Raw genomic sequence first — 13,330 nt, forward strand, 5'->3', positions numbered from 1 at the left:
GCCAAGGGAGTTGGGCCCAACGGCCCTTCCGGCACCGACCGCACGTCCGGCCCTGCCCCACCCGTCACCGGCTACTCCTTGTGACGGCCGATCCAGTCCAGCAGCTCGGCCGTGAACTCCTCCGGCGCCTCCTCGTGCGGGAAGTGCCCGACCCCCGGCAGCAGCCGCCAGCGGTACGGCGCGGCCACGTACTCGCCGCCCCCGAGCGCGGTGTGCGACAGCAGCACCGGGTCCGCCGCGCCCTGGACGTGCAGGGTCGGCGCGGTGATCGGCTTCTTCATCCGCCGGGCGAACTGGATGCCGTCCGGCCGGGCCAGCGAACGCAGCAGCCAGCGGTACGGCTCGATCGAGCAGTGCGCGGTGCTGGGGATCTGGATCGCCTGCCGGTACGCGTGCACGGCGGCCTCGTCCAGGCCGTTCGGGCCGGTCCAGGAGGTCAGGTAGCCGCCGACCAGCTCGGCGTCGTCGGCCACCAGCCGGCGCTCCGGTATCCACGGCCGCTGGAAGCCCAGCACGTGCTCGAAGGCGGCGAACTGCCGACGGTCGGTCAGCAGTGCCCGGCGCAGGTCCCGCGGGTGCGCGGCGGAGACGACGGTCAGGCTCTGGATGACGGACGGACGCATCACCGCCGCCACCCAGGCCAGGGTGCCGCCGGAGGCGTGCCCGACCAGGTGCGCCCGGCGCTCGCCGAGCGAGCGGATCACGCCGGTGATGTCCAGGGCGAGGTTGCCGGGGTCGTACCCGCGCGGGGTGCGGTCGCTGCCGCCGATGCCGCGCAGGTCGAGCGCCACCGCCCGGTAACCGGCCGCGGCGAGTGCGGTCAGCTGGTGGCGCCAGGCCCACCAGTACTCGGGCCAGCCGTGCACCAGCAGCACCAGCGGGCCGGAGCCCAGCTCGGCGATGTGGAAGCGGGCGCCGTTGGCCGCGAGGTCGCGGTGCGTCCACGGGCCGGCCTGCCGGACGCTCCAGGCCTCGCCGCCCTGCGCCGGGGCGTCGCCGGAGGCCGCTTCGACGGGTTCCCGTGCCGGCTCCCGCCCGGGCTCCCGCTCCGGCTCCGGGGTGGGCGCCAGGCCGGCGCCGTCCGGCGCGGTGCCGAGGCCGTCGCGGCCGTCCGGCGCGGTACCGGCCGGGCCTTCGGAGGCGGTGCCGGGGCCTTCGGGGGTGAGGCCGGCGCCGGAGTCGGGACCGGAGTCGGCGGACGGCTGCGCGGGCACGGGCTTCTGGTCAAGCGGCATACCGAGAGCGTGTCACATCCGCGCGTCGGACACGTGCCCGGCACTCGTTGTCGGCGGGTCCGGTGGCCGGTCGGCGCGGGGCCCCGCCGCGGGTCAGGGCGACGCCCCTGCCGGTGGGCCCATGGATCCGCGGAGCACGGATTCCCGGGCTCATGGATCCGTGGAATCACGGAGTCGCGGGCTCACGGAGCCACGGACCTACGGGATGCGGCCGAGGGCCCGGTCGATCTCCTCCTGGGTGGCCGGGCGCGGACGGGCGTTCTTCAGCACGTCGGCCGTCTTCTGGGCGCCCTCGATGGTGCGGACCGGCTTCTCGATCTTCTTGAACGAGCGCCAGGCCAGCACTCCGAGCAGCACCGCGAGCAGCAGGTAGGCACCGGCCACGATCAGGAAGGACCAGCCCAGCGAGAGGCCCAGCGCGTGGATGCCGAAGGCCGCGGCGGCGCTCAGCATCGGGATGGAGAACAGCGCCACCACGCCGGCGACGATCAGCGAGACGCCGCCGGAGACGCCGCGCTTGACGTCCGCCCGGATCTCGGCCTTGGCGAGCGCGATCTCGTCGTGGACCAGCGCGGACAGGTCGGCGGTGGCCGCCGCGAACAGCTGCCCCACCGAACGCTCGCCCTCGTAGGGCGCCCGGCCGTTGCTGGACGGGTCTGCGGCTCCTGCGGGCATCAGCGGTTCTCCTCTGCGGCTGTGCGGCGTGACGCCGCCGCGGGTGTGCGGTTCCGGGAGCCGGTGGGGGTTCCGGAGACGTCTGTGGATTGTCGACAGCTCAGAATCATGCCCCTACCGGTCAGTCGGACACCACTCCGGGGCCCCGCCGGAGGGACGTGTCCCGGCGGCCGGGGCCCTCCGGACGCAGTTCGGAGGCCTTCCGGAGGGGCTTTCCGGCGCTGTCCCGGGCGGATCTCAGCCGTGCCTCAGGCCTGCGGTCCGGACCGGTCCTGGTGGTCCTGGTGGCCTTGGTGGTCCGAGCCCGGGCCCTCGCCGGTGGCCGGGCGGGCCGCCTCGCCGACCCGTGCCCGCCAGGCCGGGTCGTCCTCCTGGTAGACGTCCGGGATGCCGTCCCCGTCCACGTCCCGGTCCTCCTCCTCGCACAGCGCGCGGTAGTGCCGGTTGCGCAGCTTCAGCAACACGGTGGCGACCGTCGCGCAGATCAGCGAACCGAGCAGGACGGCGGTCTTGGCCCGCTTGGCGAGGTCCGGGTCGTCGGGGAAGGCCAGCTCGCTGATCAGCAGCGAGACGGTGAAGCCGATGCCCGCGAGCACCGAGACGGCGACCATGTCGGACCACTTGAGCTGCGGGTTCAGTTCGGCCCTGGTGTACCGGGCGGTCAGCCATGTACCGCCGAATATGCCCACCGACTTGCCGACCAGCAGCCCGACCACGATGCCGATCGGGGTGGCCTGGGTGAACACCTCGCGCAGCGCCGAGCCGGAGATCACCACCCCGGCCGAGAACAGCGCGAACAGCGGGACGGCCACGCCGGCCGAGAGCGGGCGGACCAGGTGCTCGATGTGCTCGCCGGGGGAGTGCTTCTCGTCGCCCTCCCGGTGGCAGCGCAGCATCAGGCCCATCGCGACGCCCGCCACCGTGGCGTGGATGCCGCTCTCGTGCATCAGCGCCCAGGTCACGACGGCCAGCGGCACGAAGATGTACCAGCCGTGGACACCGCGCCGGTGCAGGAACCAGAACAGCACCAGCCCGGCGAAGGCGAGGCCGAGCGCCCAGAACTTGATGCCGTGACTGTAGAAGACCGCGATGATCAGGATCGCGATCAGGTCGTCGACCACGGCCAGGGTGAGCAGGAAGGCACGCAGCGGGGACGGCAGGTGGCTGCCGACCACGGCCAGCACCCCGAGTGCGAACGCGATGTCGGTGGCGGTCGGGATCGCCCAGCCACCGGGGTGTCCGCCGCTGCCGGAGTTCACCAGGGCGAAGAGGATCGCGGGCAGCGCGACCCCGCAGACGGCTGCGGCCACGGGCAGCAGTGCGGCACTGGGCGTGCGCAGCTCGCCGGCGACGAATTCGCGCTTGAGCTCGATCCCGGCGACGAAGAAGAAGATCGCCAGCAGGCCGTCCTTGGCCCAGGTGGCCAGGGAAAGGTCGAGGTGCAGCGGGGCGGAGGGACCGACGGTGTAGTCGAGCATGCTCTGGTACGCCTGCGGCCAGGCATTGGCCCAGATCAGCGCGATGGCCGCGGCGCCCAGCAGCAGCATGCCGCCGACCGTCTCGGTGCGCAGGGCGTCGGTGATGAACGTGCGCTCGGGCAGTGACAGCCGGCCGAGGAACTGCCGGCGGCGGGTCGTCGGCTCGTGGACGGGCGGCTGATCGGTCACGGGGGACCTCCTGGGGCTGGGAGCGGCAACGGATACACGTGTGGTGTAGTTGCCGACCAGACTTCCCGGCGCGCCCTGTGACGTCCGCGAGTCCCGTCAAGGGATCTTGATACGTCCCTAACAGTCTAGCGGGCGATCAGGTGACATCCGGATTGTCCTACTCAAGGACTTAAGCCCTGTGGGCCGGTTCTGCACTCCGGAGGAGCACCGAACCGCCACCCGGACGGTCCTGGAGAGCCCCGGACGGTCCCGGACGGCTGCCGCTCGCCCATGTGGCGGGCGGGGGTGAACGCGGCGTCGTGGCGACGGAACGGCTGTGCCCCGGGCGGTGGTCACCGCCCGGGGCACAGCCGTTGTCCGTCTCAGCCCGTCTCAGTCTGTCTTAGTCCGGTTCAGACCGGTTCAGCCGTCGCCGGCCTGGTGGACCCGGCTGTCGCCGGGCCGGTGGGTTCAGCCGTTGCCGTTGTCCGAGGCCGGCAGCTGGGCCTGGATCTGGCTCATCACCGTGCTGTCGGCCAGGGTGGTGGTGTCACCGACCTCGCGGCCCTCGGCGATGTCGCGCAGCAGGCGGCGCATGATCTTGCCGGAGCGGGTCTTCGGCAGCTCGCCGACCACCTTGATCTGCTTCGGCTTGGCGATCGGGCCGAGCGTGCGGCCGACGTGCGCCCGCAGCTCCTCGACCAGCTCGGGGCTCTCGGTGGCGCCGCCGCGCAGGATCACGAAGGCGACGATGGCCTGGCCGGTGGTGGCGTCGGTGGCGCCGACCACGGCGGACTCGGCCACGGACGGGTGGCCGACCAGGGCCGACTCGACCTCGGTGGTGGAGATGTTGTGGCCAGAGACGAGCATGACGTCGTCCACCCGGCCGAGCAGCCAGATGTCCCCGTCCTCGTCCTTCTTGGCGCCGTCACCCGCGAAGTAGCGGCCCTCGAAGCGGGACCAGTAGGTGTCGATGTAGCGCTGGTCGTCGCCCCAGATGGTGCGGAGCATGGACGGCCACGGCTCGGTGAGCACCAGGTAGCCGCCGGAACCGTTCGGCACCTCGTTGGCCTCGTCGTCCATCACGGTGGCCGCGATGCCCGGCAGGGCGCGCTGGGCCGAGCCCGGCTTGGTCTCGGTGACGCCCGGCAGCGGGCTGATCATGATGGCGCCGGTCTCGGTCTGCCACCAGGTGTCCACGATCGGGCACTTGCCGGCGCCGATGTGCTCGCGGTACCAGATCCAGGCCTCGGGGTTGATCGGCTCGCCGACGCTGCCCAGCACCCGCAGCGAGGACAGGTCGAACTTCGCGGGGATGTCGTCGCCCCACTTCATGAAGGTGCGGATCGCGGTCGGCGCGGTGTAGAGGATGGTCACGCCGTACTTCTGGACGATCTCCCAGAACCGGCCCTGGTGGGGGGTGTCCGGGGTGCCCTCGTAGATGACCTGGGTGGCGCCGTTGGAGAGCGGGCCGTAGACGATGTACGAGTGGCCGGTGACCCAGCCGATGTCGGCGGTGCACCAGTAGACGTCGGTCTCCGGCTTGAGGTCGAAGACCGCGTGGTGGGTGTAGCTGGCCTGGGTGAGGTAGCCGCCCGAGGTGTGCAGGATGCCCTTGGGCTTACCGGTGGTGCCCGAGGTGTAGAGGATGAACAGCGGGTGCTCGGCGTCGTGCGCCTCGGGGGTGTGCTCGGTGGACTGGCGGGCGGTGATCTCGTGCCACCAGACGTCGCGGCCCTCGGTCCACGGGATGTCCTGCTCGGTGCGGCGGATCACCAGGACGTGCTCGACGCCGTCGACCTTGGTGAGCGCCTCGTCGATGGCGGGCTTGAGCGCCGAGGGCTTGCCGCGGCGGTAGCCGCCGTCGGAGGTGATGACGAGCTTGGCCTGGGCGTCCCGGATGCGGGAGGCGACGGCGTCGGCGGAGAAGCCGCCGAAGACCACCGAGTGGGTGGCGCCGATCCGGGCACAGGCGAGCATCGCGACGACCGCCTCGGCGATCATCGGCAGGTAGACGGCGACCCGGTCGCCCTTGCGGACACCGAGCTCCAGCAGCGCGTTGGCGGCCTGCGAGACCTCGTCCTTGAGCTGGGCGTAGGTGATCGAGCGGCTGTCGCCGGGCTCGCCCTCGAAGTGGATGGCGACCCGGTCGCCCAGGCCGTTCTCCACGTGGCGGTCGACGCAGTTGTACGCGACATTGAGCTTGCCGTCGGCGAACCACTTGGCGAACGGCGGGTTGGACCAGTCGAGGGTCTCGGTCGGCTCGACGGCCCAGGTGAGGCGACGGGCCTGCTCGGCCCAGAAGCCCAGACGGTCCTCGGAGGCCTGCGCGTACGCCGCCGCGGTGACGTTGGCGGCTGCGGCGAGCTCTGCCGGCGGGGCGAAGCGCCGCTCCTCCTTGAGCAGGTTGGCCAGGCTCTCGTTGCTCAACGCGCACTCCTCATCGAGTCATGATCGGGGGCGATCCCGTGCGTGGGGATTGTCCCGTGTGTCCCAGCGCACAGCTCACCAGGCGAACGGGGCAGTTGACAAGAGGCTCCTGTGAATTGGTGTAGACCTTTGACCGACGGGCGGCCGACTTCCCGTGCGGTCCGCCGCGGAGAGCCGGCGATCCGTGCGAGGGTGGGTGGGCCCGTGCCCCGGCCCGCCCGGCGGGGGCACGGACCCGGCTCTCAGGCGGCCAGCTGTGGGCCCTCCTCGCTACCCTCTACCGGAATCCGATCGTCCTCATTCACCCGTTCGGCCGATGCTGTGTGGGGTCGGGCACGGGGGCCGGTCCCGGCATCGGCCTCGGCGTGGTGTTCGATTTTGCCTGTGGTGTGGCTCCCGGCGTCGTCCGCGGCTCGGGCTGCGGTTCGGGCCGCAGCGCCGTTCCCGGGATGCTCCTCGCCACAGTCCTCGCCACAGTCCTCGCCTTGGTCTTCACCGCGGTTCTCGCTGCGGGCCTCGACCGGGCTGAACGTCCCGGCCGCCCGGTCCAGGACGTAGGCCTGGGCCGTCGCGAAGTCGAAGTACATCCCGACCAGCCGCAGGGTGCCCTCCTCGACCCGGCGCTCCACCGCCGGGTTCGCCATCAGCTGGTCCAGCTGCTGGACCACGTTGGTGATGCAGAGCTGCTCCGCGACGTCCACCACGGGCCTGGCGGCGAACTCCGCCGGCACCCGTCGGAGCCGGTCCAGCGAGCCGCGGCCGTTGCGCAGCCAGCGGGCCAGCGGGGTGGGCTGCCCCGGGCGCTCGTGCACTCCGTCCAGCAGGGCCTGCATCGCGCCGCAGCCGGAGTGGCCGCAGACCGTGATCGAGCGCACCTCCAGCACCTCGACCGCGTACTGCACCGCGGCGGCCACCGAGTCGTCCGCCGCACCGGGTTCGTGTGGCGCCGGCACCAGGTTCCCCACGTTGCGCACGGTGAACAGGTCACCCGGACCGCTGTTGGTGATCATGCTGGTGACCATCCGGGAGTCCGCGCAGGTCAGGAAGAGCTGGGAGGGCGTCTGCCCCTCCTGGGCCAGCCTGGCGAGTTCCGGTCTGACCAGCGGGGCGGTGTGCAACTGGAACACCCGGACGCCGTCCAGCAGCCGGCCGTGCGGGTCCTCCCGCTGTTCGATGCAGTGGTGGCCGACCCAGGGCGTCCAGGCCCGGCACCGGTGCGGGCCCGGTGAACTGCCCGCGCGCACCGTGCCGTCCGGATCGAGCACCTCGTCGTCCTGACGTCGCGTCACCATCGAGACCCGGCCGCCCGCGCCCTGGTGCCCGGCCCGCCAGGAGTGCAGCGTCTCGTACGCGGCGTGGTCCAGGAAGGAGCCGTCGTGGACCACGGCGACCCCGGCCCCGGCCGGGATGCCGGCCAGGGCCCGGCCGAGCCGGGGGACGGCGGTGAAGGTGAGCGGGCCGTGGGTCCGGACGGTGACCGTGCCGTCGGGGCCGGTCTCGACGTCCACATGGGCCCGGGTCAGCCGGTGGAGGGCGAGCAGTGCGGCGGTGCCGGCGCCGATCGCGACGCCCCACAGCACGCCACCGGCCACCACACCGAGCACGGTGATCAGGTAGACGGGGAACTCGCGGTGCCGGTGCACCTTGCGGATGTGCGCGAAGCTCACCATCTGCAGCCCGACCACCAGCACCAGCGCGGCGAGCGCGGCCAGCGGGATCCGGCGCAGTCCGCCGGTCAGCGCCAGCGCGGCGGCCAGCACCCAGACGCCGTGCAGCACCGAGGCCCACCTGGTCCGGCCGCCGGCCCGCACGTTGGCGGTGCCGCGCACCGCGCCACCGGCGATCGGCAGCCCGCCGACGAGGCCGCTCACCAGGTTGGCCAGGCCCTGGCCGCGCAGTTCACGGTCGAGGTCGCCGGTGCGGCGGGACATCCGGTCGATCGCGACGGCGGACAGCAGCGACTCCACGCTGGCCACGGCGGTGACGGTGAGGGCGGCGGCGAGCAGCCCAAGGAGCGGGCCGTGCGGCAAGGTGGGCAGGAACACGTCCGGCCGCCAGGCGGGCAGTTCGACGTGGGCGAGCCGCAGGTCCAGGGCGACCACGAGCGCGGTGGCCAGCGCGACACCGGCCAGCGGACCCGGCACTGCGGCCAGCCGGGTGCCGAACTCTCCCGCGCGGCCCGGGAGCCGGCCGAGCCGAGGCCAGCAGATCAGGACGGCCACGGTCGCCGCGCCGGCCACCAGTGCGGGTGGGCGAGGATCGGCCAACTGCCCTGGCAGGGCGAGCAGGTCGGCGATCGCGGAGCCCTGCGGCGAGCCGCCCAGGACGACGTGCAGTTGCGCGATGGCGATGGTGATGCCGACTCCGGCCAGCATGCCGTGCACGATCGCGGGCGAGACGGCGAGCGCGGTCCTGGCCACCCGGCGTGCGCCGAGCAGGAGTTGGAGCAGCCCGGCGGCGACGGTGATGGCGCAGGTGGCCTGCCAGCCGTACTGGGCGACCAGTCCGGCGGTGATCACCGTCAGCGCCGCGGAGGGGCCGCTGACCTGGAGCGGTGTGCCGCCGAACAGTCCGACCACGATCCCGCCCACGGCCGCGGCGGCCAGGCCGGCGGCGAGCGGGGCGCCGGTGGCGAGCGCGATGCCGAGGGAGAACGGCACGGCGATCAGGGAGACCACGAGGGAGGCGGAGAGGTCCTGGGCCCAGCGGATCCGGGAGCCCGGGCCCGGTGGCGCGTGGTCGGTGGTGTCGGAGGCGATGGGGGCGCTGGAGATGTCGAGGGTCATTGTCTTCCCGTCTGTCCGGGGGAGCGAACGCAGTCAGGTCCGGTGGTGGGTCCGGCGTGGGGCCGGGGCGGATCGGCTGTCGTGGGTCGCGACGGTGTGGCGGGATGGCGTGGGCGCGGCGGGGGAGTGCGGGATGTCACCGGCCGGCGTTGACCATCAGGGCCGCCAGGGGTCCGGGCGAGGTGCGGGACGTCTCGCGAGGGCCGCCGGGCGAACCATCAAGACTCGGTAAACCGAGGGTAATGAAAGCTTTGCACAGCGTGGTTACGGGAGGGAAGCGGAAAACCCCCTCGTTCACCCCAATGGGTGGTGGTCGAACCGCCGGGAATCTGCTGGTGGGGGCAGTCGGCCCGGATGAACCGGCCGGGGCCGGGTATGCCGACGGGCCGCGGCCTCCCCGGGATGGGGGAGGGCCACGGCCCGTCCGGCTACGGTGGAACGGGTCAGGCGTGGGCGCCCGCCGGGGCCGTGCGCTCGTCCTCGTCCGCGAACTCGCCCAGGACGAAGCCGTCGTCCACCTGGGTGGCGAGGTCGATGCCGACCTTGGAGTTGGCCCAACTCTCCGCGTTGCGGCGGTGGAAGAGCACCGCCTGCTCGGTGTAGCGGCGCGCGTCCCGCCGCCCGTACGCCGTGTCGGCCTCGATCCGCAGTTCCTCCAGCACGGCCCGGTTGGCCGGCTCCAGGGCCTTCAGCGGCGGCTCGGCGCCCTGTTCCAGGCGACGCACCCAGTCCGACTGCCCGAAGGTGGTCAGCAGGTCGTCGCCGACCTCGCGACGCAGGAAGGCCAGGTCGTCCGGGCCCTGCACCTTGTTGCCGACCACTCGCAGCTGCACGCCGAAGTCGCGGGCGTAGTCCTTGTACTGGCGGTAGACGGAGACGCCCTTGCGGGTCGGCTCGGCCACCAGGAAGGTCAGGTCGAAGCGGGTGAACAGGCCGGAGGCGAAGGAGTCCGAGCCGGCGGTCATGTCGGTCACCAGGTACTCGCCCGGGCCGTCCAGCAGGTGGTTGAGCAGCAGCTCCACCGCGCCGACCTTGGAGTGGTAGCAGGCCACCCCGAGGTCCTCCTCGGTGAAGGCGCCGGTCGCCAGCAGTCGGACGGAGCCCTCGTCCAGTGCGATCGGGCGGGCGCAGGAGGCGTAGACCGGGTTCTCCTCGACGATCCGCAGCAGCCGCGAACCGCGGCCGGGCGGCGTGGTTTTGATCATCTCGTCGGAGGAGCGGATCAGCGGGTTGCTGCCGCGCAGGTAGTCCTTGATCTCCGGCAGGTGCCCGCCCAGCGAGGGCAGCCCGACCGCCTGGTCGTCCGTCAGCCCCAGCGCGGGGCCCAGGTGCTGGTTGATGTCGGCGTCCACGGCGATGACCGGCCGGCCTTTGGCTGCCAGGTGGCGGATGAACAGGGCGGACAGCGTGGTCTTCCCGCTGCCGCCCTTGCCGACGAAGGCGATCTTCATCTGGGGACTCCGGCTCTCGCTCTGGGCCCTCGCGACGGGCCGCCTGCCCAGGGGCCGCGTGGGGGCGGGATCCCCTAGTTGGAAATCGTTATCGTCTCCGATAGCGGCCATGCTAGCCGGGGTTTGGGGTCCGCCGGGGGCGGGAAGTGAGGATTGCCTCTAACGGGTGATGCGGGGTTGCTGTTCCGGGAGGGGCGGCCTGTTCATTACTCTCGGGTAGGTGAGCACTGGAACTGATCCCCTCGCCCCGCTGGCCCAGCTCCCCGGGGTGCCCGACGCGGTGGCCGAGGTGCGCAAGGCCGTCGACCGGCTCTACGGCCACCGGGTGATGCGCCGCCGCGCGGCCGAGGTCACCTCCGAGTCCGCGCTGCGCGGCGCCCGCGCCTCGGCGGCCCTGGCCGGGGCCGACTGGTCGCTGGAGGAGGTCCGCCGCCGCAGCGACTTCGGCGCTGAACCCGAGGCCAGGACGGTCGGCGCGGCCCTGCGGATCGCCGCCGAGGCCGGTCAGCTGCTCAGCATCTGGCGGCACTCGCCGCTCCAGGTGCTGGCCCGGCTGCACCTGCTCGCGGTCGGCGACGGCGAGCAGGCCGCGGGCCGCCCGCGGCGGGCCGGGGAGGGCGCCGAGGAACTGTTCCCGCTGGAGCTGAAGCCGGTGGAGAGCGTCGAGGTCGACGCCGTGGACGGGCCCTTGCCCGTGCTGCCGCCCGCCCCGGGCGCGGACGAGGTCGCGGCCAGGCTCGACCAGCTCTCCCGGCTGCTGGTGGCGCGCGCGGAGGGCCAGGGCGTGGGTACGCCGGCCCTCGTCGTGGCCTCGGTGGTGCACGGCGAACTGCTCGCACTGCGGCCGTTCGGCACCCACAACGGGGTGATCGCCCGGGCCGCCCAGCGGATCGTGCTGATCGCGGAGGGCCTCGACCCGAAGTCGGTCTGCCCGGCCGAGGTCGGCCTGGCCGAACTCGGCACCGCCGCCCACCGCCGGGCCCTCGCCGGCTATCTGGCGGGGACCCCCGAGGGGATGGCGGCCTGGATCGCGTACTGCGGCCGGGCGCTGCGGCTCGGCGTGCGCGAGAGCACGGCGGTCTGCGAGGCGATGCAGCGCGGGATGGTCTGAGCGGCCGGTCCTGACCGGCGCGAGCGCCCCGTCGAGGGGCGTGCGGACACGATGATGCGGCGGCACCCGCTTCTGCTGGGTGCCGCCGCTGGTGCAGATACCGGGTGACCATGCATGCACCGGAAGTGCCGATCAGACGGGGATCCTGCCCGTTCGTCTGGTCCGGCGGCCCGACAGCGGGTCGGCTGCATGTGGGTACCCGGATATCTGTACGTGCGGTCCGTGGGGCCTTAACTGCGTTGTCGGTTTGACCTCTTAGGTCCTGACCGGGTCTCGCGGGCCGTGCTTCATTTGTATCGCGTTTCGGGCGAAAGGGGAACCCGAAACGAGAAGTCTGTCCCGATTGACCGTTTTGTCCAAGGAGTGCCGGGCGACACGGCCCCTCAGGCCGCGGGGCGCCGCCGGCGGGCCAGGTACCAGATCACCCCGGCGGTCACGGCGGCCGTCCCGACCGCCACGGCGGTCAGCACCGAACCGCTCGGTGCGGAGAACTCGGGCAGCCGGCGCCGCAGTTCCACCGGCTTCTCGAAGACCAGCACCGGCCACTCCCGGGCCTGCGCCTCCTTCCGCAGCGCGCGGTCCGGGTTGACGGCCGACGGGTGGCCGACCGCCTCCAGCAGCGGCAGGTCGGTGGAGGAGTCGCTGTAGGCGTAGGAGGCGGCCAGGTCGTAGCCCTCGGTCGAGGCCAACTCCCGGATGGCGGCGGCCTTGTTCTCGGCGTAGGCGTAGTACTCGATCTCGCCGGTGTAGCAGCCGTCCTCGACCTGGAGGCGGGTGGCGATCACGTGGTCCGCGCCGAGCAGCCGGCCGATCGGCTCGACCACCTCGGAGCCGGAGCTGCTGACGATCACGACGTCCCGCCCGGCCGCGTGGTGCTGCTCGATCAGCGAGGCGGCCTCGTCGTAGATGATCGGGTCGATCAGGTTGTGCAGGGTCTCGGCGACGATCTCGCGGACCTGCTGGACGTTCCAGCCCCGGGTGAGCGCGGAGAGGTACTCGCGCATCTTCTCCATCTGGTCGTGGTCCGCGCCGCCGACCAGGAAGACGAACTGGGCGTACGCACTGCGCAGTACGGCCCGACGGTTGATCAGGCCGCCCTGGTAGAACGGGCGGCTGAAGGCCAGCGCGCTCGATTTGGCGATGATGGTCTTGTCGAGGTCGAAGAAGGCCGCCGTGCGCAGCCCGCCGGGTCGGGGGAGGCCGGGCGGACGGAGTTCTCCGGGCCCGGTGGTGTCGCCCTGGGACTCGTCGGCGTGGTCGTCGGCGTTCTCGGTGGTGTCCACGGGAACCGAGGATAGAGGGAGCCGCAAAAGACCCCGCCATTCGGCGTACTCGCGGGCGTGTGGGTTTGTGTTTCTGGCCGCTCGGGTACACCATGGAAGTCACGGATCGTTCGCGACCGTGCTAACCCGGTCCGGCTCCTCCCCCCCGAGTCGGGCTGTGGATAGACGACCCCCGCTCTCCCCCCCGGCGGGGGTCGTCGCACGTCCGGGGCCATTTTCAGGGCTTGAACGCCCTTCGCGGCGCATTCGGCGCCGCCGCTCCGGCGGCTTACAAGGGGTGTCCGCGGTTCGGGCCGCCGGCCGACTTTCGTCACTCTGTGTCGCCATTTGCTCATGCCGGTCGAAGATCGAACGGCTGGTTCCGATCGGTGGCGCCGGCCTCTCGGAGCGCGGTGCCCGGACGGTGTCGGGCGGTGGTCCGGAGAACGACCGGACGGGACGGGGCGGGTCACCGGTTCATCTCTGTGACCCCCTTTCGTCAATTCTTCGCCGATTAGCCCCCCGCCCGGGTGAACGTTTTCATCCACAGTCCACGAGTTATCCACAGGCAATCGGAACTCGGATGACGGAATCCGGATCTCCCCCCACCGTGATGACCGGCGGCGGTCGCCGGGCAGGGCCTCAACCCCCTTCCTCCCCCAGAGGTCTGCCTGGCGGCTGTCCGCCGGAACCGTCCGACGTGCGCCGCCGGCCACCCCCGGTGGCCGGCGGCG

General features: G+C 72.4%; 8 protein-coding genes. 1 reads left to right on the plus strand and 7 read right to left on the minus strand.

What is annotated here, in order from left to right:
- Window positions 1–71: 71 nt before the first annotated feature.
- From ACZ7C5_RS09195 to ACZ7C5_RS09220, 6 genes are all read right to left on the minus strand, one after another.
- Window positions 72–1,070, minus strand: coding sequence for an alpha/beta fold hydrolase (locus ACZ7C5_RS09195; RefSeq protein WP_401081345.1), 999 nt, complete (start codon window positions 1,068–1,070; stop codon window positions 72–74).
- A 363-nt stretch (window positions 1,071–1,433) separates the two neighbouring features.
- On the minus strand, window positions 1,434–1,910 hold the full coding sequence (locus tag ACZ7C5_RS09200) for a phage holin family protein (protein WP_401080510.1): 477 nt from the start codon (window positions 1,908–1,910) through the stop codon (window positions 1,434–1,436).
- Window positions 1,911–2,158: 248 nt separating this feature from the next.
- On the minus strand, window positions 2,159–3,577 hold the full coding sequence (gene nhaA, locus ACZ7C5_RS09205; protein ID WP_401080508.1) for a Na+/H+ antiporter NhaA: 1,419 nt from the start codon (window positions 3,575–3,577) through the stop codon (window positions 2,159–2,161).
- A gap of 450 nt (window positions 3,578–4,027) precedes the next feature.
- Window positions 4,028–5,986 carry an acetate--CoA ligase gene (gene acs, locus ACZ7C5_RS09210; RefSeq protein ID WP_401080506.1) on the minus strand — a complete coding sequence of 653 codons (1,959 nt, stop codon included), beginning with the start codon at window positions 5,984–5,986 and terminating at the stop codon, window positions 4,028–4,030.
- A 242-nt stretch (window positions 5,987–6,228) separates the two neighbouring features.
- A complete protein-coding gene (locus ACZ7C5_RS09215; protein ID WP_470322326.1) occupies window positions 6,229–8,772 on the minus strand; it encodes a SulP family inorganic anion transporter in 2,544 nt (847 codons plus the stop codon).
- A gap of 443 nt (window positions 8,773–9,215) precedes the next feature.
- The gene (locus ACZ7C5_RS09220; protein WP_401080502.1) at window positions 9,216–10,223 is read right to left on the minus strand and encodes an ATP-binding protein; all 1,008 of its coding nucleotides are present in this window, start codon (window positions 10,221–10,223) and stop codon (window positions 9,216–9,218) included.
- Between the two features lie 220 nt (window positions 10,224–10,443).
- On the opposite strand from ACZ7C5_RS09220, the gene ACZ7C5_RS09225 reads away from it, so the two are divergent.
- The gene (locus ACZ7C5_RS09225; RefSeq protein WP_470322327.1) at window positions 10,444–11,334 is read left to right on the plus strand and encodes a Fic family protein; all 891 of its coding nucleotides are present in this window, start codon (window positions 10,444–10,446) and stop codon (window positions 11,332–11,334) included.
- Between the two features lie 383 nt (window positions 11,335–11,717).
- Here ACZ7C5_RS09225 and ACZ7C5_RS09230 read toward each other — a convergent pair whose 3' ends face one another.
- A complete protein-coding gene (locus ACZ7C5_RS09230) occupies window positions 11,718–12,515 on the minus strand; it encodes an HAD family hydrolase (protein ID WP_188300236.1) in 798 nt (265 codons plus the stop codon).
- Window positions 12,516–13,330 lie beyond the last annotated feature (815 nt).

Source organism: Kitasatospora sp. NPDC036993 (assembly GCF_055607525.1).